The sequence below is a fragment of the Comamonas terrae genome (assembly GCF_001544075.1).
GTDB lineage: Bacteria > Pseudomonadota > Gammaproteobacteria > Burkholderiales > Burkholderiaceae_C > Comamonas > Comamonas terrae.
On sequence record NZ_BCNT01000001.1, the window covers coordinates 538894 to 563646 of the forward strand.

Here is a 24753-nt window from a genome sequence, read left to right on the forward strand (position 1 = left end):
GGTCAGGCCTTCGTGAAGTGGGCGATCTGCGAGCGGCCTTCGTAGTCGCTGCGGAACTGGGGCACGGCCGCGGCGATCACGCCGAAAACGTAATCGTCCTCGGGGTTGTGGCGCACCTTGGGACGGGTCACCAGAGGCATGCCGTTGAGGATCGAGCCCCAATCGCCGTTGCCGATGTTGGCGATGCTGATCACCTCGTTGGCTGGGATGCGCGGCACCGGCACGATCTCGGCCACCTGGGACACCTCACGCAGGCGCGCCAGGATGGTCTTGGGATAGCCGGCGGTGAATTCGTTGATGTCCGCGTAGGTGTAGTCGCTGTAGTTCAGGAAGATCGTGATGCGGCCGTAGGCGTTGTCGCCCAGGTGGGCATTCACTACGGCCTCGATCACGCTCAGCCACTGAGCACCGGTGGCGCCTTTGAGGTCCAGGCCGTGCATGCCGGTCGCACGCTGCGGGAAGTTGCGCAGGCCGTAAATGGTCGTGCCGGCCACATTGATGCTGCCGTAACCGTTGAGCACCACATCCTCCAGCTTCTCGGCCACCTTGCGCTGGTGGTTGGAGATGGTGGCGGTGTCGATGCCCGAGGGCCCCTTGCGCATCACCTCCATCTGCCGCCAGCCGAAGCGCGCCTGGCTGTCGAAGATGGGCAGGGGCGTGCCTTCGTAGGTCACCAGGGCCTGGTCGGCGCGGCCTTCGCTGCGGCCGTCCATGGTGACGTGCACTTCGCCGGAATCGGAGACCTTGGGGAAGTAGGAGACCAGATCACCCATCGAGACGGGCGTGTTGCTGGCCTGCGCCAGGCGGTTGAACATCACCAGGGTGTCGCGCTGCAGCTGCACGGCGCGGCCGTCGATGCGGCGCCAGGCGTCCAGGGGGATCTGGGCGGCATTGCCGGTCAGGGTGTCGCCGAAGCCGTCTGCAAAGGCGGCGTTGACGGCCATTGCCGTCTGGCGCATGTTGAACGAGGCGCGAGCAGCAGTAATCGCCGCGTCTTGTTCGGGAGTCAGTCGAAGCATGTGATTCTCCTTATGGGGTTCTGCCAGCAGCCGGTCAGGCCATGGTGTGGAAGTTGGCGATCTCGATGTCCAGCAGGTCGCCGGCGGCAGCGCCATTGGCAGCGGCGGCGGCATAGGCCACCACCACGTTGCCGGCGGCAGCGGCCGTCAACCGGCCAGCGGCGCCGATGGTCAGGGGCTGGCCGAAGGTGTAGTTGCCGGCGGCCACGGCGGCCTGGTATTGCTGGGTGGGCTCCAGGACGTAGGCCACGGCCGTCTCGTTGGCGGCATAGGCCGTCTTGAGCGGGTCGCTGCCGTTGAACCAGCTGCCGGCCGGCGCATAGAAGTCACGATGGGCCAGCAGGCGCACCATGGGGCCGAAGGCCACGGCCTGGGCCAGATTGGTAGCGCTCTCCGTCACGAACGTGCCGGGCAGCAGCGCTGCGGCCACCGGCTTGTCGGACACCGTGCGGGGGTGGCGGTCGTGGGGACCGCGATAGATGAGGTTGGCTTTGGCCATGGCTTACTTGGCTCCTTCGTCGATCAGGCTGTTGATGGAATAGCCCTTGAACTCATCGCCGGGCTGCTTCTGGGACTGGCTGTTGCCCACGCTGACGGGGGCGGCCTTGGCCTTGAGTTCCTTCAGGCGTGCCAGGGGCATGAGCTTGAAGTCCTCGACGGTCAGCGAGCTGTTCACCGCCAGCTCGGTGGCCAGGACGTCACGCTCGGCGTTCTCGGCAGCGGTCTGCGCGGCCTCAAGTTCGGCGATGCGCGAATTGGCCGCGGCCAGCTTCTCGTCCCCGGGCTTCTTGACCAGAGCGTTGTAGGCGGCCAGGACCTGGGTATCGTCCAGGCCCTCGGTCTTGATGCCGGCGGCATTGAGCGCGGCGATGATTTGCTCTTTCACGATGTCGACCTCCTGATGGTTCGTGACGGGTTCATAGGAAACCTGCCGAACAACTTCAACAGGCTGTCCGACCCATGCTACGGAGCCACTTTCGGAGGCGTGATAGTCCTGGCGCCATAGCTTTCCGCCCTCGTCTGTCCAGATGGCATAGGAGGTGAACACCTCGCGAATCCAGGCGTTCTGAGGCAGCCCAGCGCGCAGCCCGTCATAGATCTGGTCGAAGCTGAGGTCCTTGTTCGCGAACAGGCTGCGCATCCATCCGAGCAGGCCCTGGTACCGGCGGTCCTCGGGATCGTTGTTCACGCTGATGGTCTCGATCTCGTCCTCGCCGCCCTCGCTGTTGAGGAACATGCCCACGCCCTGCTCCGGCGTGCCGGCCCCTGTCTCGTCCAGCAGGATGGCCAGGTGGTCGTATTGCAGATTCGTTGCGATCGAGGTGTACTTCTTGCCGCGGCTCTCGCCGTTGGCCACGACCTCGACCAGATTCAGGCCGGTGCTGACGTGGATAGGGTCGGCATTGGTGCCGGCAATGGCGGCGTCCAGGCGCTCCACCAGCTTCTTGCCCTGCTCGGTGGCCTGGGCCATGTCCCCGTTGACGACAACATCGGTCAGCGTCCGCCCGCCCTCATGCCGGGCATTGCTGCAATACGCACCGATCCAGGCCGTGGCCAGGGCCTCGCCGTTGGCCGCGCTGATGTGCTGGCCCTTGCTGTTCTTCGGATGTCCGGCCGGGGCCGGCTTGCCCTCCAGGGTCTTGACGCCGGCGGCGAGTTGGTCGGCCGGGTAGAGCCGGCGGTTCATCACGATGTCGTCGACTGCGCCGCAGACATCGCGGATGGTGTAGGTGTTGCCGGTCTTGCTGACGTTGGCCGCGTTGACGGCGCTGACGATGTGGACTCGTTTTGTTGCCATGGTCTGCCTCATAAAGATGCAGGCCATGCTAGGGAGGCTAGGCCCCAGGCCCTTTATCCCATGCCTCTCGTTCTGCTGCCATGATCTTCTGAAGGCGTTCGGTCAGGATGGGCTTGCCATTGGCGTCCAGCAGGCACTCCGTCTGCCCGCAGTGGCAGTTGTAGCGATTGCCGTCACGGCCATAGAACGCCCTCACCTCGTCCGTCGAGTAGACGCGGCCATTGCGCGCCGCGTGTGTGGCCCTGGTGGTGGGCAGCAGGGCTGAAGTCCACAGCATGCCCGTGCGGATGCCCATCTCCTCCCGGGCGGCGTCAGCTTCCGCCCAGCGGGCCTGCCGCAGCGAATCGGTAATGTCGGTCTGGGCATACTGGCGCGCCTTGGCCCGTGTCACGCCCAGGCCCTCCTCGATCAGTCTGGCGGCAGCACGGGGATTGGTGCCCTCGGCCACGGCCCGGCCGATGATGGCCGCCAAGCGGCTCTGGCCCTCGGCACGCAGGCCAGTCCAGTGCTCGTAGCTCTTGATGCGGGCCAAGCCCACCCGGATCTGATACGGCTCGCTGCGGATGACCTGATCCAGCGAGCGAGCTGTGGCATAGACGGATGACAGGTTGCCGAGGTTGGCCACGGTCTGGGCGGTGCCCAGCTGCATGGCCTGTTCGACGAACGGGTCCCACCAGAAAACGTCCTTGGGTTCCTTGCCGTTTTGAATCCAGCGATCGAGCGCTGCCTGCAGCTCGAGCATCACGATGTCCATCACGGCCGGCGTGATGCCGTAGGCCACCCGCGGCGCGCTGTCGTTCAGGGCATAGACCGGGATCTTGTCAAAGGTGGCCAGCACTTCCTGGGTCAGTCCGGCCCAGCGCCGGTCGATCTCGGCCAGGGCGGCCCGCAGGAGGCGCATGCTGCCGGTGCGGTCCCGGGGTGTACCCGGGATGGCCGGATTACGCGGCGGCTGGCGCATTGTCATCCTGCTGCAGCGGGTCCACGGCGGGATCGCCTTCGGTCGGCAAGCCATCGTCCGTCCGCTCTTCATAGTCCATCACGGCGCGCAGCTCGTTGGCGTCGAATAGCGGTTCGGTCAAGCCGGACTGGAAGGCCTGCTGCATGGCTGCTGTCATCTTGCCCAGCAGGTTGGCTTTGTCGGTCTCCGTGGGGGCATTGACCGGCGGCCACTGGATCTCGAAATCCCCGGCCTCGATGATGCCGGCCGCCTGCATTCGGGTGATGAACTCCTCCAGCATGGGCGTGAGTTCGAACTCCTGGCGGCTCGCACAGCGGTTGGCGTAATCCTGCTTGTCCTCGTCGCTGGCCAGCCGCCCGGTCTGCTGGCCGAACAGGATGGTGAACGGAAGGCGCACAGATGCTGCAAACTCATTGGCAGCCACAGTCCACGGCCCGGTGGGATCGCTGATCGATGTCTGCAGTGTGGTCGCATCGCCGCCCTGCATCACGATGGCGGCGTCGGTGCTGCGGTTCAACGCTCGCGCCTGCGTCTCGTGGGCCTCCCGCACCGAGGTCGGCTCTTTGCCATCTGGGCCAGGGATCGCCTGCGGCGCGGCACCCGCTTCGTACTTGAAGACGATAGTGCGCGCGCTGTTTTTGAGATAGCTCTCACCCGAGCCGCCTGAAATCTTGTCCAGGTCCACCAGACGATTGAAGCCGGCGCGCAGCAGCGGGATGCCGTCGAAGAAGTCCCCCACCGATCCTTCGGCCAGGATCTGCACGCGGCTGGGGTGCACGTCGGCCCATTCCTCTGGTTTGCCCTGGGTGTCCGAGTCAGGAGGCGGCAGCTTCCGGTACTGGAACATGGCCGGCGTGCCGTAGTTCTCGGCGTTCTGGTCGATGTTCCACTTGGTGACCTTGAGCTGGTTCTCGAAGAGCGGGATCAGGTCAACCAGCTTCGCGGCGCGCTCCAGCGGCTGGTCCAGCGACTTGTTGTCGGCCACACGGTAGATCACGGCGGCATAGCGCCCGATCAGGTTGCGTCGGTCCAGGTCCTTGAGCTTGGCCATGACCCGCACGTCGCGCAGCAGCTTGCGGACCTTCTTCTCCCAGGCTGTCTCGCTGTCGCTCTCTGGCTTCTTGATGCGCGGCAACTTCTCCCAGCACTTGTCGAGCAGGCGATGCACAGCACCATGGCCTGCGCCGCCCCGTTCGTAGGCGGCATAGAGCAGTTCGAAGGTGACATGCTCCGGATAGCCGTATTGCGACCAAGCCGTGGGCCGCTTGGCATCCAGGCCCAGGGAGCCTAGGAACTCCTGGCGGGCGCGGGATATTTCGAGGGAGTTGGTGATGATCTCGGGCATGCCGTTGCATGCTAGGAAGAGCTAAACTGCGGCAGCAGCATAAAGGAGCATCAGTTAATGAGAGAGGCGATATTCAAACATGGTACTTGGAGCAAACTAAGCGCCCTTCCAAATCGATCCTTTGTTTGCGGATTCTGTTCGCACAGGGTCTCGTCAATAGTTGGATACTCAAAAAATGCCCAAAGAGATGGATCAGGCCAAATAATCGGAGCATTGCACATCTGCCCCAACTGTACTGGACCAAACTACTTCTTTGCTGATTCAAGATTCCCATCTCCTGCACTTGGAAATGAAGTCAACAACGTTCCAGCCGACCTATATGAGCTCTATCAAGAAGCAAGGCGCTGCACCGGGGAAGGCTGTTACACAGCGGCAGTTCTAATTTGCCGAAAAATGCTTATGAACATTGCTGTAACCCAAGGAGCTGACGAGGGTAAGGCGTTTATTCATTACGTATCTTTCTTGGCAGATAACGGATATGTCCCACCGAATGGGCGTCATTGGGTAGATCACATCAGAAAAAAAGGCAACGAAGCTACTCATGAAATTGCCATCATGAAAGAGGAAGATGCAAAGGACTTGATCGTATTTATAGAGATGCTCTTAAGATTCATATACGAATTCCCAGCCATGGTGCCAAACCCACCAGCCGGTAACTAAGTAAAGATCCCCACGGTCGGCTGCAGCAACCCATTGAACCCTCTCGCAGCTCCGTCGACCTGATCATCATATTTCCCAAAGGGGAACAGCCGGCACTCGTCGATGAACGGGGTGTTCCAGGCACCCTTGAGCAGCAGCACGTTGCCGGCGTTGATCTGGCTGGCCAAGGGCGTGGCCCGCGTCACCTTGTCGCCTGATTCCGGGCTGAAGTGCACGTTGTGGCCGGCCAGTAGCTTGGCGAAGGCCAGCACCTGGGACTTGCCGGCCTGGCCGGGGTCCTGCGGCAGGCTCTGCTTGAGCAGGCGGCCGTCGGCCATGGCGGTGTTCTTGATGAGCTGGTCCCGCAGGTTGGTCTCGAACTGCTCCCGCTTCACGTCGGCAATGATGTAGCGGCCATCGGCCAGCCGCCCGACCTTGGCTCCCGCCGTGTAGTCACCATCGCCGGAGGCGCCCAGGTCCCAGCCGCGGCACCACTCCACCACGCTGCCCGGGATGGCGTCCACGATGGGCATCAGGTCCGGCTTGATCACGCCGCCATCAGGGGGCGCAGGCAGCTGCCGGTACTGGCCGGCGAACACATAGGGGTTGGCCTTCTCCATGCGCCGCAGCTCCTCGGCACTGTGCTTCTCGGGCCAGAGTGGCGCTTCATCGTTGCCGATCCACGCCGACAGGCGCAGCTGCTCCCAGACTTCGCCGTTGCCGCCCGGTACTGGCGGGCCGTTGCCGTCCTTGCCACGGTCGCCCAGCAGCCAGCCGGCCAGGTCATCCTCGTGCAGGCGCTGCATGATGACGATGATGGGCGTGTCCGGGCTGTTCTTGCGGCTCTCCAGGGTGTTCTGGAACCAGTCGATTACGCCTTTGCGGATGGTGTCCGACTTGGCCTCGTCCGCCTTGTGAGGGTCGTCGATGATGATGGCGCCGCCGAAGCCGTCGCGATGCTTGCCCGCGCCAAAGCCCGTGATCGTGCCGCCCGTGCCCGTGGCGTACATCACGCCGCCGTCCGTGGTCTTCCAGTGCGAACCCGCATCGGTGGCCAGCCGCAGCTCGGGGAATACCTCGGCGAAGGCCTCATGCTGGACCACATTGCGCACCTGCGTGCTGTTGTTGACGGCCAGCGGCGTGCTGTAGCTGCAGTGGATGAATTCCGCATCGGGCACCTTGCCAAAGGCCCAGGCGATGAAGTTCACCACGGCCAGCTCGGTCTTGGAATACCGGGGCGGCATGTTGATGATCAGCCGCTTGCATTCGCCGTTGAAGACCCGCATGAGGGCGTCGCAGATCATGGCGTGGTGCATGGCCCTGCGCCAGAGGAAGCCCTTGCGCTGCAGGAACATCCAGCGGGAGAACGAATACAGGTCTTCACGCGCCCAGCCGACGGCAGCCAGGCGCTCGGCGGGGCTAAAACTTGGCCTGGACACTCTGCACCGCTTCCTTCAACTGCTCCGGGCTCACGTTCGCTCCCACGCTGCTACGAGGTTCCTCGCTATTCAACTCCTTGATGGTGTCCTTGTTGGCGTTCAGCAAGTTCAGCGCAATGCTCGCGCTGTCGTTGGCCAGTTTGGTAAGCACGGCCACGCCTTTCATCGCCTCCACGCTCTCACGAGCCAGGGGATTGGCGTCATCCACCTTCGCCACTTCAGAGTTGGCCAGAGCACTGAGCCGGTGGGCGGTCTGGGCGCCGTACTGGGCCGCGCTGGCGAGGTTATCGCTTATGGCCCGCAGCTTGGAGGCTAAATTAACGGCAATCAATTGTTCGGAAACCGGCAGCATTGCGAGTGATCGCTCCGCCGTAACCACTTGATTTGCAACGCTGTGGATGGTTTCTGCGCGTTTCGAAACTCGGGTGCTGATCGAAGTTTTAGACACCCCGTACTCTCGGGCGAGGTCGGCGGCCTTCTCCCCTGCCACGAGCCGTGCAGTGATCTCGCTCCATTGCTTGTCGCTTAGCTTTGACGGTCGTCCCATATCCTGCTGTTCTTCATCCTGAATGTCTGCTTGCGCGCCCGGGGCACGATCTGCCGCGCCCTGCGCTGGCGCTCCTTCTCCTGGCCCTCTTCCGTCTCCGCGAACCGGACAACCTGGCACCGCACCACGCCTTCCGCGCGCGTGACCACTTTCACGTTGCGGCTCTTCTCTGGTGCGCTGAGCGCCGTGCGCATCCGCAAACCGGTCATGGCCAGGTCGAATACCGAGGTGGGCCCCGTCACCTGCAGGGCCTGGGCTTCGTCGGCCCGCACGATGCTATGGACGATGGGCGGGTCCAGCTCTGCCTCGGCCACGTCCGCGCGCAGCTCCTCCAGCGCCGCCCGGCTGTCGAAGAGGTCGAACTGGAATTCGCTGCCGCCCATGCCCTGGTGTGCTCCCATTCCGTTATGCAAGGGCACCCCGGATCTGGGCCATCTGCCGCATGGACCATTCGGCCGCGGCCTGGGCGATACCGTTGCGGTCCAGGTCCAGCAGGCCATCGAACACCTGCGTGGCCAGCCTTGCGATTTCCAGCTCCGGCTTTGTCAGCTGGACCTTGCGCCACTCGCGCAGCCGCTTGCAGACTGGCTCGTAGGTGTTGAGCTGGGCCGCCACGGCCGCTTCGGCTTCCTGCGTCAGCTCCACGCCATCCTCCTGCAGCAAGCGGAACATCTGGCTGTAGGTGTAGCCGGTCTCCATCCAGTCCCACAGATCCGCCACCGTGGCCGCGCCCGTCTCCAGGCGGTGCACGAGGTCGTGATGGATCAGCTTGGCGTCCAGCTTCACGCTATCAGCCAGGCGCGGGCGCCAGAATTTGGGCAGGCCCACGGGCGCCCGGCGGTGTTTGCGTGCGGTCTTCATCGTTCGAACTCCCCGAAAAAGCTCTCCATGCAGGCCCAGCGCTGATTTGCATCGAGGGCAGGCCACAGAACAGCCTGGGCGTGAAGCGTCCAGAGGAAGGCGTCCACGGCCCGGTGCAGCTCTGCGAAATCCGCCTCGTCCATGCTGTCGAACTCCAGGCTGCGTGGGATGGCGTTGGGCTGGCCATCCATCCCGGGCACGAAGTCGGCATAGCCGGCGCCCATCGTCAGCCAGGCGCGCAGCTTGTCCAGCTCCGTGAAAGCCTCGGTGCGCTCGAGCAGGCGCTGCAGTTTGAGGAAGAAAAAGGCGTGGTGCTTGGGGCTCCGTGGCAGGCGGAAAGTGAAGCCCAGGGTCTCGCCGGGCCGCAGCGCGGCCACCGCCGCCTTGAACCGGCCGTAGGCCCGCTGGCCGGCCGGGTCCAGGCCGCAGAGCTTGCCGTCCTGGCCTTTGGTGATGACGAGGCGGCTCATGCCAAGATCCTCCAGGCCATGGCCAGCACCCAGATCAGCAGCAGCACCACCAGGCCAGCGGCGATGCCCAGGCAGCGGCCGATGCTGTCGAAAACGCTGTTGCCGCCCGCAATGGGCCAGAAACACAGGACCACCCACACCAGGGTCAGGAACGCGGGCATATGCCACCAGAGCAGTGTGACGGTCATGCCAGCTCTCCCCGGCCCCAGTGGGCCAGCAGCACTGCTTCGGCGCGGTTGTGATCCTTCTGGCGGCTCAGCTCGCCGGCGGCGGCCGGATACAGCCGGCGCGCGGCGTCCAGCGAGTCGGATTTCTCGCGCCCGAGGTTGAACGCACTCTTCCACGTCTGCGGCGCGACATGCGTCACCGGCCATTTCAGGCACTCCACCACCGTTTCGATCGCGCCCAGGCTGCGCATCAGGCTGCCCTGCGTCTGCACTGCGTTGTTGGCGCCGCCCATGGTGTTGACCTTTTCGAGCATCACGGTGGGCTTGCCTTCGCCCAGCGGACAGTGCTTGAGCAGCATCTGGCACAGGGCGTAGCCGTCGATCTTGCGCTTCACTAGCGCCTTGGGGCCAGCACCAGGGACAGGCATTGTCGGCAGGTCGAACACCGCGCGCACGCCGTTGTGGTCCAGCACTGCGCAGGCGCCAGTCAATCCGGGGTCAATTCCAATCACGATCATGGTTTCGTGCTCCTGTTTTTATTCAAAGTCATCGTCTTGGCGGCGCGGGCCGGTGCCCGGCTTGTCGCCGTGCCAGTTGCCGAAGCGCACCAGGTGGCCCGTGTAGTGCAGGTGCAGGTCGCCGGTGGCGCCGGCTCGGTTCTTGGCCACGCGCAGCACGGCGTAGTAGCGCCAGTCCTCGCCCAGGCTGGGCTTGAGGTGGATGGGCCGGTGGGGGAAAAGCACGATGTCCGCGTCCTGCTCGATCTCGCCGCAGTCGCGCAGGTCGGACATGATCGGCATCTGGTCCACGCGCTTTTCCACCTCGCGGTTCAGCTGGGCCAGCAGCAGCACCGAGATGCCCAGCTCCTTGGCCAGCTTCTTGAGGTTGCGTGTCACCTCGCCGAGCTGTGTCGTGCGGTTGTCCTTGGGGTTGGTCCCCTCCATCAGGCCCAGGTAGTCGACGATCAGCAGGCGCAGGCCATGCCGGCGCTTGAGGGCCCGGGCCTTGGTGCGCAGCGTGTTGATGTTCAAGCCCGTGCGGTCGCTGACCCAGAACGGCAGGCGCTTGATGCGCTCGGCCGCGGCAGTGACGGCGGCATAGTCGTCGTTCGTCATCCGGCGGTGCGGCTGGCGGATCTTGCTCAGCGCCACTTCGGACTCCATGGCCACCTGCCGCTGCCACAGGTCGCGGCGCTGCATCTCCAGCGAGAACATGGCCACGGTCTGGCGCAGCTGCGCGGCGTGCATGCCGATGGTCATGGCCAGGGCCGTCTTGCCCATCGACGGCCGGGCGCCGATGATCACGAGATCCCCTGACCGCAGGCCGCCGTCGAGCTGCTCGTCCAGTGCGGCCAGGCCGGTCGGCAGGAAAGGCTCGCCCTTGCCGCTGCAGCGCTCGTCCAGGTCCGCCATGAACTCGTCCATGCCGGCATCGGCGCCCACCCACTCCTCGCCCGGGGCGTCGGCCACCAAGCTGGAGAGCTGGGCCGCCACCTGGTCGACACGCTCCTCGATGGGCACGGCGTGGTCGCCGGCCAGTTCGCGGGCCTGCGTCACAACGGCGGCCAGCTGGCGGCTCAGCGCCCGCTCGCGGACGATCTCGGCATAGCGCCGGATCGCGTTCTGCGACGACGTGCCGCAGTTGTGCAGGTCGTTCAGGGCCAGCAGGTCGACACGGCCCTGCAGGTGCTCGTGCACGGTGATCACGTCCACGGGCTTGCCGGCGTGGGCCAGCGCGCTGACGGCGCCGTACACAGCGGCATGGGTCTCGTCGGCGAAATCCTTCGCCTGCACGATGTCCGACACCACGTCGAACTGCCGGGCGTCGTACAGCAGCGAGCCCACCAGAGCGCTCTCGGATTCATAGCTGACGAGCGGCGCAGCTTGTGCTGGCGCGTCGAAATCATCGTCCAACGGCGGCATGGTCCGGGCGTTCATGCGGCACCGCCTTTCGTCTTCTCGATGACGTGCGCCATGCCGCGGTCGGTCAGCAGGAAGTCGAGGTCGCATTGCCAGCCGGCATGCTCAGCCGACCGGTGAGCACGGCCCATCAGGAAGTCGTTCTTCGTGGCGCGGTGGAAGTACTCGCGCAGCCAGCCGCAGGCCTCCTCAGGCGTTGTCGCACGCGGCGTGCCGTCGGACTTCTTGCTGGTCAGCACCCAGCGCCAGACCCGGCGCAGTGCGCGCTTGCGCTTGTCGTTGAGCAGCCGGACACGGGGCAGCTCCGGCAGCTGCTCGTGGTACAGGTCCACGATGGTGTCGACCGGGCATGGCGGAATCTTGCCGTCGCCAGCGTCGTCCCCAGCCTCAGCAGGCTCAGCAGGGTCGCCCACCGGCACCGTGGGTTCTGCAGGGTCTCCTTCTCCGTCGGCCCCGCCGACAGGTCCGTTAGGACCTTTATTTAATTCCTGTTCCTGTTCCTGTTCCTGTTCTTGGCTTCTATGGGGCTTGCAAGGGCCTTGCGAAGCCCCTTCAATGCCCCTTGGGTTCGTTAGATGGAAAGCTGCGGCATAGCGCTCGAAAAAGGCGCCGAGGAACGGGTTATCCGGCAGCGAGTCGTAATCCTTCTGGATACCCTTGCAACGCAGGTCGGAAGCCTTGAGTTCCTTGGAAATCTGGTAACCGGCCATCTCGTGCACCCACACGAATTCCGACTCCTCGTCATAGGAGCAGTAACCCGCTTCGATGCAGTGCTGAAGCCCCTTCCTAGCCCCTTCTTCGCCCAGGCCTGTTTCGTAGGCCATGTACAGAATGGGCTGAGCGAAGAGCCCGAGCATGTTGGAGCTCGGGGAGGTCATCAGGTACAGGGCCACGATAAGCCCCTCCGGATGCTTTCGAAGGGCCTTCATGGTCTTGCCGTGCCACATCTTCGGCACGGCTTTCGAGTAATCACGCATGCCCGCACCCTCCTACCGCCCGCTCCATAGCGGCACGGCACTCAGGCGATCGAGCAGCAATCAGCGCCTGCATGGCGACAAGATGACGCCGCGCCTTTATGCGGTGGCGGACTTGGCCGGTGCGCTCGAAATCGAGCATGTTGGCGTGCATCAGCAGCCCCTCGGCCTGGATGCGCAGCTCGTGCGCCTGGTCGCCCAGGGACATGGCCGGCGGAATTTCCGGGAACTGCACCACCAGGGCCGGCTGTGGCGCTGGCCGGGTGCTGTCGGCGCTGAGCACGCCGACGTGTGAAATCTGCGTGTTCATGCCTGCTCCTGGCGCCCCTTGTTGTCTTTGGCATGCTCGGCCACCAAGGCCACGGCCACGGCCTGCAACGCCACAACGGCTTCGCCGATCTCGCGCAAGACATCGCGCTTGTCGTTGTCGCTGACATTGCCGTCTGCCTTCGAGCGCGTCACGGCCAGCAGCACGTCAGCGGCTTCGCGCACTGCGTCTGCAGTCGTGGTGGACAGGCACAGCCTGCCCTTGGCCATATCAATGACTGGCAGCGTCAGCATTCCGGCCTTGAACGAAAACACGGTGCCCAGGGCGTGGGCCTCGGGGCTGCCGACTTCATGGCACATGGCCGCGATCTCTTCAGCGTCGGCCAAGCCCATCTTGTGGTGAGCCGAGGCGCCGCTCAGCTCTTTGCGCAGAACCTCATCGGATTTACCCATCCGGGCGGCAAGCGCTGTTCGGCCGCCGGGATAGCTGGCGACCATGCGCCTCAGTGCATCAAGGGAATTCATGTCCGGCTCCCGGAAAAATGGACATTGCTCGGTCCTGGGCGGCCGGCGAAACTCGGCACATGCACAAAAACAAGACAAAACATGCGGGTAGGAATGGGCTCAGCCATGGGACACCTCCGTGCCGAGCTCTGGCGTTTGCACAACTGCCGACTTCTGGCTCATGCGCCATAGCGCGGCCTGCACGCGGTCGGAGATTCGAGGTGGCAGCACATCGGGCCACTGCGAAATGGCCTGCGAATTGATACCAATGGCCTCCGCAGCCTTCGCAACGGAGCCCCCCAGCAGTTGGATGGCGTCGGTCTTCTTCATGGGCGCCAATGTTAGAGCACTTACAGAAATGTGTAAAGCACTCTAACCTATCGCCTATGTAAGCTACCTAACATGTCTACGCTACAAGAACGCATCGCTCACCTGATGGAAAAGACTGGCCTCAAGGTGGCAGAAATTGCGCGAATAACGGGTGTGTCTTCGTCTGCTGTAACCCAGTGGAAAGACGGCCCAACCCAATCGCTGAAAACCGCCCCTGCCACCAAGCTTGCCAATGCCACCGGATTTAGCGCCATGTGGATCGCAACCGGTGCAGGGCCAGTACACGCCGACGCTGTACGCAAAGGCTTCGATGTGAACGTGAAGCCCGTCTACGAGGGACTACGGGCCTATCCCGTCATTTCCAAGGTGCAGGCCGGCAAGGTAAAGGAGATCACCTGTCCTTACGAACCGGGAGATGGCTATGCCATCGAGTTTGGCGATGACGATGCATCCCCCTGGGCGTTCTTTTTAGAAATCGATGGCGACTCCATGCTGCCCGAGTTCAATCCAGGCGACCGGGTGCGTATAGACCCAGAAATCATTCCTAGACCAGGTGATTTCGTTGCCGCCAAAAATTCATCTGAGGAAGCCACGTTCAAAAAATACCGCGTCCGCGGCATAGATCCGGCTGGCAAAGAAGTCTTTGAACTGGTACCTCTCAATGACGACTACCCCATCATCAGAAGTGATGAACATGACCTGACGGTCATAGGCACCATGACCGAACACCGTCGGAAATATCGGCGGAAATGAAATTGGAGAGCAGATGGCTGTCGAACAAGGTGAATACGGGCTCTGGTATTCAAAAGGGGTTGGATTCGCAACTCGCGAGCAGGCTCAAGCGCATGAGGACAGAAGCGATAGCTTGGCGCAGCACACGCCACCGTCCGCTGATGTGAAGAAATTGCCGGCAGTCTGGCCAGGGGTCATTGTGGCCGTCGTGATCGTGGCGTCCTTGGTGGTGATAACCATGAGGAGCTGTAGCGACTCAACATCACCAATCAAGAAGGCTGCAGACGAAGCAGCTCTCCAAGAGATCAAACTCCAACGCTTTGCGAGAGAAAGGCTGGCGAAGCAGCTGAAGGATCCCGACAGTGCCCAGTTCCGAAATCAAAAAGGATTCTGCGGTGAGGTCAATGCCAAGAACTCCTTTGGCGGCTATATCGGGTTCAAGCGATTCATCGCCGGAGGGGAAAACTTAATTTTTATGGAAGATGACAAACGCCTGGAGGCCGGCGCGTTCCAGGCCGCATGGGAAAAGTTCTGCCGATAGCATGCACATCCCAATCACAAATCTTTGTTGAGCCCGCATCTGCGGGCTTTTTTTACTGTACAAACAAACAGTACTTTGCCATAATTTTCACTGTATATCCAACCAGTACAGGAGAACTTATGGAACTCACCTCTGTCATCAACGTGCGTCTCGTAGACTGCCCTAGCGACATGGATCCTTCCATCAGGGAAAAGGCGGTCAGCCGCTTTTCCAAAGAACTGGTCAAGAGCTTTCGCAGCGAGGAGGAATTGCGTCAGGCCTACAAGCTGTTTACCGACGCGTCCGAAGGAGGGGTGATCAGCAAGGCTGAGGTGAAGATCGCTGAGAACTGGAGCAAGGCCTTTGACAAGGCCCGCCAGGCAGGTTTTCGCGAAATTGCAGTGGAAGAAGCGTACTTCGACGTGCGCCTGCAATGATTCGCTCCGCGACCCATAGGCTGTTTCATGCAGCAGCAAAGGTAATTCTCCGCGCCGCCCAAGCATTCTGGCGATGGGCATGACCACCTCCCTCTGGCGTGCCGCTCTATGAGCGGCTTTTTTTTTTGCGCCGGCTCCATTGGACCTTTGAAAAAAGTAAGACCACTTAAATATTTCGGTAAGAGTACTTGACTCCAAGATGTTAGAGCACTTACAGTACATCCCAACGACCCCTTACAGCACAACGGTTCTCCGGCTGCAAGGGGACGCCACCGGAAAGATGGACATCCGGCGTCTGAGAAGATGGGGAAGGCAAGAAGAGACGAACGTCCACTGCCGATGGCGCCATGAAGGAGCTGCCTCTGCTCCGGGAAAGGATGAGGCTTGTGAGTTCTGGAGCTGCCGAAAGCAGGAAAAGCCAGAACGAAAACCAAAGCAATGTGACAGATGGCTTTGGTTTTCCACAACCCAGGCCACGGCATGAAAACATGCACAAACTGCCAACAGCAAAAGCCACGGTCCGCGTTCCGGCCTCGCTCATCAATGCCTCACTTGCTGCAATCCTTGTGCCGCGACTGCGAGCGGGCCACCAGCAAAACCTACAAGCAGTCGGCTATCGGCAAGGTGAGCCAGTCCTCGGCTGAGACGACGTACAAGCGAAGCGACAAAGGGAAACGCGCACAGAAGCAATCCAAGCTCGTTCAGCAGGTACGCAATGGCGATCGTTTGGCTGCCAGATCTACGCTCAAGCATGCTCTTGCTGCTGGGCAGGTCAAGCGATGGCCAATGTGCGCGATGCCTGATTGCTGTGAATCAATAGTGGAGGCTCACCACCCGGATTACAGCCGACCGCTGGATGTCGTGTGGCTCTGCCCTGAACACCACGACGAACTACACCGCCATACCTGAGGTCTGGAGCCGGGCAACCGGGAGTAGCCAAAAACAAACCAGAGCGCCTTGCACCAGGGCGCTGCGGTTTGAAGAAGACCAACACGCACTTCGATCACCAATGGCCTCTAGCCCGGTAATTTCCACAATGTCGATAGTCTGTCTAAGTCAGACGCTATGCCGGGTGTCAGCCAAAGTCGTCATTACTGTCGTTTCTCGTAACATTTCAATGACAATTGATACGGCCGCTCGAATCTGGCTTAGCCTGTACTTCCCTAAACGTCACTTGTTGAAGGAGGTTGTATGGCGTTCTCGAAAGACACTGTATCGACTGCCGGATGGGATGGTTTGTCCGAGGAGCAGACGCGAATGCTCAAGATGGCTTACTTGATGGGCGCGAAGGACGCCATCAAGATTTGCGAAAGTCACCTGGATGGTGATTTGAAAGGCGAGCTCGAAGAGGACCTGATCTGCTCAATGGATAGGAGGTTGGGCCTCGTCAACACCAAGATGTGATTCCTACTCTGCTATGACAGAGCGCTAAGAAAAAGAAGTAGACCAACAAATACATGAAGCCGTCCGATTGGGGCGGCTTTTTCGTTTCCACAGGGCTACAACGGACGCATACCAGTACGGCCCTGACCACTATCAACCCTTTTCAAGCCGGGCCAGGGACCTCTCCTCCCTCCCTCAATCACTTCCCCAGGCACGCCGCAAGGCACCGGCTCTTTTCACCAAGGCCCGCAGCAACCGCTCGCGGGTCTTTTTCATTGGAGGCTCAACATGAACCACCCCTACCCCTGCTGGGTCTCGCAAGATGAGGCCCGCCATGCCCGCGCGCAATGCGAGCTGGAGGACGAATCCGAATTCTGGAGCCGGGCGGCCACGGCCCGGCTGCGCGAACAGCTGACGGTGCGCCTGCCCGGCGAGACATGGTTCAGCGAGTCCGTCCGCGGCCCGAAGGGCTTCTACTCCCCGGACGAGGTGCTGGCCGAAGCCATTGCCCAGAACCACCTGCCGCTGATCGAAGCTGTTTCCAAGCTGATGTACAGCGAGGCGGCCGAAGAGGTGCGCGAGCTGATGCTGGCGTTCTGGGATGGCCTGCACAACGACGCGAACGCCGCATGGCTCAAGCTGACCCGGGTGGGGAGCAAGGCATGAAGCGCATTCCCTTCCCCGTCGACGTGTGCCCGGATCCGGACGCGCGCTACCGCCGCACGCTGCTCGAGGCCTTTCCCTGCGATGCCCAGCAGGCCGTGGCATTCCACCCGCCGAGCAAGCGCTCGCCGCGCTGGCCCCTGGTGCTGGCCACGCTGCTCGCCGGCGCCGCCCTGGTAATGCTGGCCGGCTGCAGCGCCCAAGCAGCGGACACACCGGCCACCGACCTCAAACGGGCCGCCGCTGGTGCCTGGCTCTGCCCGGGCATGACCGCGGTGTGGCTCGACCCTCAAACCGTTCAATGCCTGAAGGACAAACCATGAATCAAGTATTCGCTGATGGCGGCCCAGTTCATCCCGTCAGACTCCCCGTCCCCGGGGAGAAACACGCCAATGACGAGCCGGTTCCAACTGAGCTGCACACTGGCATAAGCCTACGCGACTACTTCGCCGGGCTCGCGATGCAAGGCTACTTGGCGAGCTTCGACCCGCACGGCGAGCCCGTGGAGTACGCAACCAAGATCGCGGAAGACGCCTACGCACTGGCCGACGCCATGCTCAAGGTCAGGGAGAGCCAATGAAGCACCTGCAGCACCTCTTCCTCTGGAGCGCCGTCACGGCGCTTTCTTTTTGTGCAGCCGCTCTGCTGTCAGGTGCCGTATGACGTGCCCCACCGGTAAGCAGCAGCTCACCGCCGAGCTGGCAAAGAAACGCGCCAAGCGCTCCAGCGCCTCCCACAGCAAGCCCATGACCGCATACCGCTGCAACGAATGCGGCGAGTGGCACCTGGGCCAGCCCGCGCCTCGCAAGCGGCGCATTCCCATCATCAAACCCAACCACAGCATGAGGCTTTCCAAATGAATGCAGTTACCACCCAGACAGGCACCGCCAGCGTGCCGACCGTATCCAACGCCAGCGCCGGCGCCCTGCTTATGGACATGGCTGCCATGGATCGCCTGGAGCGCATCGCCGAGCTGATGGCCAGCGGCAAGACGACCGTGCCCCAGCACCTGCGCGGCAGCAAGGGCGATTGCTTCGCCATCTCGCTGCAGTCCATGCAGTGGGGCATGAATCCCTTCGCCGTGGCCCAGAAAACCCACCTCGTGAACGGCACCCTGGGTTATGAGGCCCAGCTCGTGGCCGCTGTCATCAACAACAGCGGACTCGTTACAGGTCGGTTCCAGTTCGACTGGTACGGCCCCTGGGAGAAGGTGATCGGCAAGTTCACCATCAAGCGAGGGGACAAGGGCGAATACCGCGTGCCCGGCTGGACCATGGCCGATGAAGAAGGCTGCGGTGTCCGTGTATGGGCCACGCTCAAGGGCGAAGCCAACCCGCGCACGTTGGAACTGCTGCTGGCCCAGGCCCGCACCCGAAATTCCACGCTGTGGGCCGATGACCCCAAGCAGCAGCTGGCATACCTCGCGCAAAAGCGCTGGGCGCGACTATTCGCCCCGGACGTGATCTTGGGCGTGTACTCGGCGGACGAGCTGCAGGAGCCGCAGGAGATCCACATGGGTGACGCCGTGGTGGTGGAGCCGGCGCGCCCCGAGGTGAAGGATTGGCCCGCTGACCGCTGGGCCGCAGGCCTTGGCAAATGGGTCGACGGCATCGCCGCCGGCAAACCCATCGCGGACGTGCTGGCTTGGCTCAACAGCAAGGCCCGGGTGACGCCCGAGCAGGAGCGACAGCTGCGCGCCGAAGTCGAGAAGCGCTCCCAGCCTGCACAGGCCGAAAGCCAGGACATACCTGCCGTCGATCCCGACAAGCTGATCGCCGAGATCAATGCGGCCATCACCCTGGATGCAGTCTACGAGCGCGGCGGCCTGATCGAAGCCATCGCCGACCCCGCAGCGCGCCAGCGCGTGACCGAAGTATTCGAAGCCCGCATCGCGGCATTGGAGCAAGCATGACCATGCAAATCGTGAACCTCGTCCAGGGCAGCCCCGAGTGGCATGTCCACCGTGCTCAGCATTTCAACGCCAGCGACGCGCCGGCGATGATGGGCGCCAGCCCGTACAGGACCCGCTCCGAGCTGATCAAGGAACTGGCCACGGGCATCGTGCCCGAGGTCGATGCGGTCACGCAGCGCCGCTTCGATGACGGCCACCAGTTTGAGGCGCTGGCCCGGCCTCTGGCCGAGGAGATCATCGGCGAGGAGCTGTCGCCGTGCGTCGGCACCCGCGGCAAGTACTCTGCCAGCTTCGACGGCCTGACCTTTATGAACGACGTGGCTTTCGAGCACAAGACACTCAACAGCACCCTGCGCGAGGTCCTGGTGCCCGGCTGCACGGGCGCCGACCTGCCGCTGCAGTACCGGGTGCAGATGGAGCAGCAGGCCATGGTCTCCGGTTGCGAACGCATTTTGTTCATGGCCAGCAAGTGGACGGCCGAAGGCCTGCCGGTCGAGGAGTATCACTGCTGGTACGAGCCCGACGCCGAGCTGCGCGCCCAGATCATCGCCGGCTGGGAGCAGATCGAGAAAGACGTGGCAGCCTACGACGCCAGCGCGCCGCAGCCGGCGCCCGCAGTGGCCGAGCCCGTGGAAAGCCTGCCTGCCGTGGCCGTCCAGCTGCAGGGCAGCCTTGCTGTGGTGTCGAATCTGGACAAGTTCGGCGATGCCCTGCGCGGCTTCATCAGCCGCATGGTGTCCAAGCCAAGCACCGACCAGGAGTTCGCGGATGCCGATGCCGAGTGCAAAGCGCTGAAGAAGGCCGAGGACATGCTGGAGGCGGCCGAGTCCAGCGCGCTGGCCCAAGTCAGCGACGTGGAGCTGCTGCGCCGCACTGTGGCCGACCTCAAGAACTTGGCGCGCACCACACGGCTGGCGCGCGAAAAGTTGGTCGCAGCAGAGAAGGATGCTCGCCGCACGGCGCTGGTGACGGACGCCCAGAAGGAACTGGATGGGCACGTCACAGCGCTGAACCAGCGCCTGGGCGCCAATTGGCTGCCTCGGATTGCGGGCGGCTTTGCGGAAACGATCAAGGGCAAGAAGTCGCTGACCAACATGCAGGACGCCGTGGCCGTGGCCTTGACCAGCGCCAAGCACGAAGCCAATCAGCTGGCCAGCCGCCTGGAGACGAACCGGAAGCATCTCGTGCAGGAGGGTACCGACTGGATCGCCCTCTTTGCCGACTTCGCCACTGTGGGCACAAAGGCGCCCGAGGACTTCCAGGCCCTGGCCGCCCTGCGAATCGGTCAGCACAAGCAAGCCGAGGCCCAGCGCCTGGAGGCCGAGCGTGCACGGATCCGCGCCGAAGAGGAGGCCAAAGCGAAACGTGAAGCCGAGGCGAAGGTCAAGGCCGAACTGGAACAGCAGCGTCAGCAGGTGCAGCAACAGGTCCAGGCCGCTCAGGCCGACATCGCCCAAGCCCAGCAAGACGGCACGCTGGCCAAGCCGTTGGCAGATGACCTGTCCAGCCTTGTCGCTGACCAAGCTGCCGAAGGTGTGGCCGGCATCGATGCCCAGCAGGCGATCAGCACAGCCAAGGCCAGCGCTGCAGTGGCGCCGGCTGCCGTGCCGGCCGAGGACGAGCCGGTGCTGACCCTGGGCCAGATCAACACCAGGATGGAGGCCCTGGGTCTGGGAAAGATATCGGCAGCCACCCTGGAGTTCCACGGCATCCCCTTCGCGAAGGAGCGCGCGGCCGTGCAGATCAAGGCCACCCAGGCGCGCCGGCTGATGCTGCTGATCTCGATGGGCGCGCGAAAGCTGGCCGACGAAGTACCGGCCACCACCGTTTAACCACCCCGCCCGGCCCTGCGCCGGGCACACCCCAAGGAGCCTCCCGTGAACAAATCCGACCTGATCGACTACATCGCAACCGACGCCCTCATCACCAAATCGGAGGCCGGCCGGGCTCTCGATGCAGCGATCCATGCCATCCGCCACGCCCTCCAGAAAGGCAACGATGTCCACCTGAACGGCTTCGGCACCTTCAGCGTGGCCACGCGCGCCGGCCGCACCGGCCGCAACCCGCGCACTGGCGAGACCGTCACGATCGCCGCCGCGCGCGTGCCGAAGTTCAAGCCCGGCAAGCACCTGAAGGATGCCGTGAACTGATCAGCCCCGCAACGACTGCCCCTGGCCCGCTGCTACCCAGCGGGCTTTTTTTCATTCCCAAAGGAACACCATGGCCTTCGAACTGGCTGAACCCACAACAGTAGCGATCACTAACGCCAACCCCCGCCGCGAGTTGCACGGCGAAGAAAAGGTCCGCGCGATCGACCTTTCCTTCACCCTGACCGGCGAAAACACCCTGCTGGACTTGATCGAGCCGGGCCTGCGCGAGCACCACTATTGCAACAACGCGCTCAAGGACGGCCAGGATCCGCTCCCCGGCGTCGTCATCCCGTTGCCGAACCTGCGCCACCCGCAGCTTCCCCTGATCTACCACTATGGCAAGGGGCAGAAATGGCGCGGCTATCACTTCATCTGGGACTGGGGCATCGACGAGAACCACGTCGATTTCACCGACGCGGTTCTGTCCGGCCTGCAGTACGAGTTGTCAGAGGGCGGCAGCGTGACCATCAAGGGCACGATCTCATACAACGGCGAGGAGCTGCAGGACAACGACCTCTTCGGCGAGCTGTCCGGCCTGGCCGCCGAAGGGGAAATCTCCATCAAGCTGCTCGCACCGGCCGAACTGGTCCAGGCCAAGAAGGGCTACCGCGCTGGCAAGCCCGACACGCCGCCGGCCAGGGACAGCGGCAGCGGCGAACTCGATTTCGACGATGACGACGAAGACAGCGAGGAGGAAGGCGACGGCGAAGAACGCACGCCCGAATCCGCCTTCGCCGACTCGGTGCTGGGCGACCAGCAGTAACCCCTCACCAGAGGCATGAGCACAGGGCGCGCTGCGCCTTGTCCTGATTCACTCTGTCGGGAGGTCAGCTGCGATGACCGTTGGTGGATCCTCACCGTCTGCCAACTTCTCGCGAGCTACCTGATGGATCACTTCCCAGTGTTTGTCATAGGCCGCGCGATATCGGGAACTTTCGTCAGGCCCGTCGCCAACTCCCAGCGCGTCGAGAGCCGCGCCGGTAACGAAGCCTCGTTGCATGACCTCACCGGAAAGAAAGTCGAACCCTACCTTGCGTGGGTTCATCTTGTAGCTGGGATCTTTGTCGCACTGGTCCATAAACGCCTCCCTATTTGAATCAGCTGAAGTTTATCCACCTGCCCGCATCGCGCGGGCTTTTGCTTTTCTGGACCCTATGACCGACACCTACGACACATTCCTGCGCGCCAAGGTGACGCTGCCGACCGACACCGGGTTTCCTTGCGAGCCGCACGAAGTCAATCCTCTGCTCAAGCCCCACCAGGTGGCCATGGTCTGCTGGGCCGTGCGAGGCGGCCGGCGAGCGCTCTTCGCGGCCTTCGGCCTGGGCAAGAGCGTGATGCAGCTCGAGATCGTGCGCATCACCCGCGCCAAGGCCGGCGGCATGGGCCTGATCGTGATCCCGCTGGGCGTGCGCCAAGAGTTCTTTCGGGACGCGGCCATGCTGGGCATCAAGGTCAAGTTCGTGCGCGCCATCGAGGACTGCGACGATCCGGAGGGCATCTACCTGACGAACTACGAGACGGTGCGGGACGGCAAGCTGGACCCGACGCGCTTCACCGTGGCCAGCTTGGACGAGGCCTCATGCCTGCGCGGCTTCGGCGGAACCAAGACCTTTCGCGAGTTCATGGCCCTGTTCGCCGGCGACCGCAAAACCATGGACGCGCGAGTGCGCACCGTTGGCGTGCCGTACCGATTCGTGGCCACGGCCACGCCGAGCCCCAACGAATTCATAGAGTTGCTGGCCTACTCGGCCTTTCTGGGGGTGATGGACGTTGGCCAGGCCAAGACGCGGTTCTTCAAGCGCAACAGCGAGAAGGCCGACCAGCTGACGATCCACCCGCACAAGGAACGTGAATTCTGGATGTGGTGTGCCTCCTGGGGCCTGTTCGTGCAGCGGCCCAGTGACCTGGGCTTCAGCGACGAGGGGTACGAGCTGCCGCCACTGGACGTGCGCTGGCACGAGATCGCCGCCGACCACGAGCAGGCCGGCCACGAGGTCTACGGCCAGGCCCGCATGTTCAAGGCAGAGGCCATCGGGATCATCGAGGCCTCGCGCGAGAAGCGCGACAGCCTGCAGGCGCGCATCGCCAAGATGATGGAGATCCGGGCCGAGGACCCGGGCGCCCACCGAATCCTCTGGCACGACCTGGAAGCTGAGCGGCACGCGATCGAGCGCGCGGTGCCCACGGCCGTCAGCGTCTACGGCAACCAGGATCTGGACGAGCGCGAGCAGGCCATCGTGGACTTCAGCGACGGCCGCATCCAAGAGCTGGCGGCCAAGCCCGTGATCGCGGGCAGCGGCTGCAACTTCCAGCGGCACTGTGCCTGGGCCGTGTTCCTGGGCATCGGCTTCAAGTTCAACGACTTCATTCAGGCGATCCACCGGCTGCAGCGCTTCCTCCAGACGAAGGAGGTGCGCGTCGACCTGATCTACACCGAGGCCGAGCGCCAGATCCGAAGGGACCTGGAGCGCAAATGGGCCCAGCACCACGAAATGATGGCAAAAATGACAGAAATCATCCGCGAGTTCGGCCTATCCCAGGCTGGCATGGCCGCTTCCCTCACCCGCAAAATGGGCGTGGAGCGCACCGAGGTGAAAGGCGAGCGCTTCACCTGCGTCCACAACGACTGCGTGCGCGAGACGGCCGCCATGGCCGACAACAGCGTGGGCCTGGTGCTGACCAGCATCCCCTTCAGCACGCAGTACGAGTACTCGCCCAACTATGCGGACTTCGGCCACACCGACAACAACGAGCACTTCTTCCAGCAGATGGACTTTCTGGTGCCGCAGCTGTTGCGGGTGCTGCAGCCGGGCCGGATAGCCGCCATCCACGTCAAGGACAGGATCGTGCCCAGCGGCCTGGGTGACCATGCCTTCCAGACGGTCTACCCTTTCCACCTGGACACGATCGAGTGCTTCCGGCGGCACGGCTTCGGCTACATGGGCATGAAGACCATCGTCACCGACGTGGTGCGCGAAAACAACCAGACCTATCGCCTGGGCTGGACCGAGCAGTGCAAAGACGGTACCAAGATGGGCGTGGGCATGCCGGAGTACTTGCTGATCTTCCGCAAGCCGCCGACCAGCACCGAGAAGACCTACGCGGACACGCCCGTGGTCAAGGACAAGGCCACCTATACCCGGGCCCGATGGCAGGCGGACGCGCACGGCTTTGCGCGCAGCTCGGGCGACCGGCCGCTGCAGCCGGAGCACCTGGCCGGCCTTCCCCACGATGCGATCTACCAGCTGTTCAAGAAGCACAGCCTGCAGGAGGTCTACAACTATGAGCACCACGTGCGCATTGCCCAGCACCTGGAGGACGCCGGCCAGTTGCCGGTGACCTTCATGCTGCTACAGCCTCAGAGCTGGAGCGACGAGGTCTGGAGCGACATCACCCGCATGCTGACCTTGAACGGCGCCCAGTCGGCCAAGGGCAAGGAAATGCACCTGTGCCCGATGCAGTTCGATATCGCTGACCGGGCCATCGTGCAGTGGAGCAATCCGGGCGATGAGGTCTACGACCCTTTCGGCGGCCTGATGACTGTGCCCTACCGCGCTCTGAAGCTGGGCCGGCGCGGCCGCGGGTGCGAGCTATCGCTCCAGTACTTCCTCGATGGCGTCAGCTACTGCCAGGCCATGGAGCGCGAGATCAGCATGCCGTCCCTTTTCGATTCGCTCGAGCTGGCCTGACGCACTTCCATTCCATTCACCCAG

General features: G+C 63.1%; 33 protein-coding genes. 15 read left to right on the plus strand and 18 right to left on the minus strand.

Annotated elements, in window-relative coordinates:
* Nucleotides 1-2: 2 nt before the first annotated feature.
* From Cte04_RS02500 to Cte04_RS02520, 5 genes are read right to left on the minus strand one after another with little or no spacing between them, the layout of a single operon-like run.
* Nucleotides 3-1019 carry a major capsid protein gene (locus tag Cte04_RS02500; RefSeq protein ID WP_083526457.1) on the minus strand — a complete coding sequence of 339 codons (1017 nt, stop codon included), beginning with the start codon at nt 1017-1019 and terminating at the stop codon, nt 3-5.
* 34 nt (nt 1020-1053) lie between these two features.
* Nucleotides 1054-1518 (minus strand): hypothetical protein, encoded by a 465-nt coding sequence (locus tag Cte04_RS02505; RefSeq protein ID WP_066471181.1) that lies wholly within the window; start codon nt 1516-1518, stop codon nt 1054-1056.
* Nucleotides 1519-1521: 3 nt separating this feature from the next.
* Nucleotides 1522-2817 (minus strand): hypothetical protein, encoded by a 1296-nt coding sequence (locus Cte04_RS21935; protein ID WP_245633257.1) that lies wholly within the window; start codon nt 2815-2817, stop codon nt 1522-1524.
* Between the two features lie 37 nt (nt 2818-2854).
* Nucleotides 2855-3718, minus strand: coding sequence for a phage minor head protein (locus tag Cte04_RS02515; protein ID WP_066471188.1), 864 nt, complete (start codon nt 3716-3718; stop codon nt 2855-2857).
* A gap of 40 nt (nt 3719-3758) precedes the next feature.
* Entirely contained in the window at nt 3759-5123 is a 1365-nt protein-coding gene (locus Cte04_RS02520) for an anti-CBASS protein Acb1 family protein (protein WP_066471191.1), read from the minus strand.
* A 57-nt stretch (nt 5124-5180) separates the two neighbouring features.
* Between Cte04_RS02520 and Cte04_RS02525 the strand changes: the two genes are divergently transcribed.
* On the plus strand, nt 5181-5783 hold the full coding sequence (locus tag Cte04_RS02525) for a DUF4145 domain-containing protein (protein WP_083526459.1): 603 nt from the start codon (nt 5181-5183) through the stop codon (nt 5781-5783).
* Here the strand turns inward: Cte04_RS02525 and terL are convergent.
* The 12 genes from terL to Cte04_RS02585 form a co-directional block, all read right to left on the minus strand.
* Nucleotides 5780-7201, minus strand: a complete 1422-nt coding sequence (gene terL / locus Cte04_RS02530; protein WP_066471194.1) for a phage terminase large subunit — start codon at nt 7199-7201, stop codon at nt 5780-5782. The genes Cte04_RS02525 and terL overlap by 4 nt on opposite strands.
* A complete protein-coding gene (locus Cte04_RS02535) occupies nt 7182-7748 on the minus strand; it encodes a helix-turn-helix domain-containing protein (RefSeq protein ID WP_066471196.1) in 567 nt (188 codons plus the stop codon). The genes terL and Cte04_RS02535 overlap by 20 nt, the downstream gene beginning before the upstream one ends.
* Nucleotides 7727-8149: a hypothetical protein gene (locus Cte04_RS02540; protein ID WP_066471199.1), complete on the minus strand. Its 423-nt coding sequence runs from the start codon at nt 8147-8149 to the stop codon at nt 7727-7729. The genes Cte04_RS02535 and Cte04_RS02540 overlap by 22 nt, the downstream gene beginning before the upstream one ends.
* 4 nt (nt 8150-8153) lie before the next feature.
* Nucleotides 8154-8609, minus strand: a complete 456-nt coding sequence (locus Cte04_RS02545) for a hypothetical protein (RefSeq protein WP_066471201.1) — start codon at nt 8607-8609, stop codon at nt 8154-8156.
* Nucleotides 8606-9079: a DUF1367 family protein gene (locus Cte04_RS02550; protein WP_066471203.1), complete on the minus strand. Its 474-nt coding sequence runs from the start codon at nt 9077-9079 to the stop codon at nt 8606-8608. Before Cte04_RS02550 ends, Cte04_RS02545 begins: the two co-directional genes overlap by 4 nt.
* Entirely contained in the window at nt 9076-9267 is a 192-nt protein-coding gene (locus Cte04_RS02555) for a hypothetical protein (protein ID WP_066471206.1), read from the minus strand. The genes Cte04_RS02550 and Cte04_RS02555 overlap by 4 nt, the downstream gene beginning before the upstream one ends.
* On the minus strand, nt 9264-9764 hold the full coding sequence (locus Cte04_RS02560; RefSeq protein ID WP_157081793.1) for a RuvC family protein: 501 nt from the start codon (nt 9762-9764) through the stop codon (nt 9264-9266). Before Cte04_RS02560 ends, Cte04_RS02555 begins: the two co-directional genes overlap by 4 nt.
* A gap of 18 nt (nt 9765-9782) precedes the next feature.
* Nucleotides 9783-11183, minus strand: coding sequence for a replicative DNA helicase (locus tag Cte04_RS02565; protein WP_066471213.1), 1401 nt, complete (start codon nt 11181-11183; stop codon nt 9783-9785).
* On the minus strand, nt 11180-12142 hold the full coding sequence (locus Cte04_RS21835; RefSeq protein WP_066471215.1) for a hypothetical protein: 963 nt from the start codon (nt 12140-12142) through the stop codon (nt 11180-11182). The genes Cte04_RS02565 and Cte04_RS21835 overlap by 4 nt, the downstream gene beginning before the upstream one ends.
* The gene (locus Cte04_RS02575; RefSeq protein WP_066471217.1) at nt 12135-12449 is read right to left on the minus strand and encodes a hypothetical protein; all 315 of its coding nucleotides are present in this window, start codon (nt 12447-12449) and stop codon (nt 12135-12137) included. The genes Cte04_RS21835 and Cte04_RS02575 overlap by 8 nt, the downstream gene beginning before the upstream one ends.
* Nucleotides 12446-12931, minus strand: coding sequence for a phage regulatory CII family protein (locus tag Cte04_RS02580; RefSeq protein WP_066471222.1), 486 nt, complete (start codon nt 12929-12931; stop codon nt 12446-12448). The genes Cte04_RS02575 and Cte04_RS02580 overlap by 4 nt, the downstream gene beginning before the upstream one ends.
* Before the next feature lie 99 nt (nt 12932-13030).
* Complete coding sequence (locus Cte04_RS02585; RefSeq protein ID WP_066471225.1) at nt 13031-13240, minus strand: Cro/CI family transcriptional regulator; 210 nt, start codon at nt 13238-13240, stop codon at nt 13031-13033.
* Between the two features lie 72 nt (nt 13241-13312).
* Between Cte04_RS02585 and Cte04_RS02590 the strand changes: the two genes are divergently transcribed.
* The 13 genes from Cte04_RS02590 (at nt 13313) to Cte04_RS02650 (ending at nt 21800) form a co-directional block, all read left to right on the plus strand.
* The gene (locus Cte04_RS02590; RefSeq protein ID WP_245633258.1) at nt 13313-13993 is read left to right on the plus strand and encodes a LexA family protein; all 681 of its coding nucleotides are present in this window, start codon (nt 13313-13315) and stop codon (nt 13991-13993) included.
* A 13-nt stretch (nt 13994-14006) separates the two neighbouring features.
* Nucleotides 14007-14513, plus strand: a complete 507-nt coding sequence (locus Cte04_RS02595) for a hypothetical protein (protein WP_066471232.1) — start codon at nt 14007-14009, stop codon at nt 14511-14513.
* A gap of 119 nt (nt 14514-14632) precedes the next feature.
* A complete protein-coding gene (locus Cte04_RS02600; RefSeq protein ID WP_066471234.1) occupies nt 14633-14929 on the plus strand; it encodes a hypothetical protein in 297 nt (98 codons plus the stop codon).
* A gap of 386 nt (nt 14930-15315) precedes the next feature.
* The gene (locus Cte04_RS02605; protein ID WP_157081794.1) at nt 15316-15573 is read left to right on the plus strand and encodes a hypothetical protein; all 258 of its coding nucleotides are present in this window, start codon (nt 15316-15318) and stop codon (nt 15571-15573) included.
* Between the two features lie 547 nt (nt 15574-16120).
* The gene (locus tag Cte04_RS02610; protein WP_066471236.1) at nt 16121-16333 is read left to right on the plus strand and encodes a hypothetical protein; all 213 of its coding nucleotides are present in this window, start codon (nt 16121-16123) and stop codon (nt 16331-16333) included.
* 267 nt (nt 16334-16600) lie between these two features.
* Nucleotides 16601-16978, plus strand: coding sequence for a hypothetical protein (locus Cte04_RS02615; protein ID WP_066471239.1), 378 nt, complete (start codon nt 16601-16603; stop codon nt 16976-16978).
* Nucleotides 16975-17298, plus strand: a complete 324-nt coding sequence (locus Cte04_RS02620; RefSeq protein ID WP_157081795.1) for a hypothetical protein — start codon at nt 16975-16977, stop codon at nt 17296-17298. The genes Cte04_RS02615 and Cte04_RS02620 overlap by 4 nt, the downstream gene beginning before the upstream one ends.
* On the plus strand, nt 17295-17555 hold the full coding sequence (locus Cte04_RS02625) for a hypothetical protein (protein ID WP_066471247.1): 261 nt from the start codon (nt 17295-17297) through the stop codon (nt 17553-17555). The genes Cte04_RS02620 and Cte04_RS02625 overlap by 4 nt, the downstream gene beginning before the upstream one ends.
* Nucleotides 17556-17634: 79 nt before the next feature.
* The gene (locus Cte04_RS02630; RefSeq protein ID WP_066471249.1) at nt 17635-17835 is read left to right on the plus strand and encodes a hypothetical protein; all 201 of its coding nucleotides are present in this window, start codon (nt 17635-17637) and stop codon (nt 17833-17835) included.
* On the plus strand, nt 17832-18887 hold the full coding sequence (locus Cte04_RS02635) for a RecT family recombinase (RefSeq protein ID WP_083526460.1): 1056 nt from the start codon (nt 17832-17834) through the stop codon (nt 18885-18887). Before Cte04_RS02630 ends, Cte04_RS02635 begins: the two co-directional genes overlap by 4 nt.
* Entirely contained in the window at nt 18884-20719 is a 1836-nt protein-coding gene (locus Cte04_RS02640; protein ID WP_066471254.1) for a YqaJ viral recombinase family protein, read from the plus strand. Before Cte04_RS02635 ends, Cte04_RS02640 begins: the two co-directional genes overlap by 4 nt.
* 45 nt (nt 20720-20764) lie before the next feature.
* Nucleotides 20765-21037, plus strand: coding sequence for an HU family DNA-binding protein (locus Cte04_RS02645; protein WP_066471257.1), 273 nt, complete (start codon nt 20765-20767; stop codon nt 21035-21037).
* Between the two features lie 70 nt (nt 21038-21107).
* Nucleotides 21108-21800 carry a hypothetical protein gene (locus tag Cte04_RS02650; protein WP_066471260.1) on the plus strand — a complete coding sequence of 231 codons (693 nt, stop codon included), beginning with the start codon at nt 21108-21110 and terminating at the stop codon, nt 21798-21800.
* Between the two features lie 48 nt (nt 21801-21848).
* Here the strand turns inward: Cte04_RS02650 and Cte04_RS02655 are convergent, their stop codons facing one another.
* The gene (locus Cte04_RS02655) at nt 21849-22115 is read right to left on the minus strand and encodes a hypothetical protein (protein ID WP_066471263.1); all 267 of its coding nucleotides are present in this window, start codon (nt 22113-22115) and stop codon (nt 21849-21851) included.
* A 76-nt stretch (nt 22116-22191) separates the two neighbouring features.
* Between Cte04_RS02655 and Cte04_RS02660 the strand changes: the two genes are divergently transcribed.
* Complete coding sequence (locus Cte04_RS02660; RefSeq protein WP_066471265.1) at nt 22192-24729, plus strand: DNA methyltransferase; 2538 nt, start codon at nt 22192-22194, stop codon at nt 24727-24729.
* Nucleotides 24730-24753: the final 24 nt, after the last annotated feature.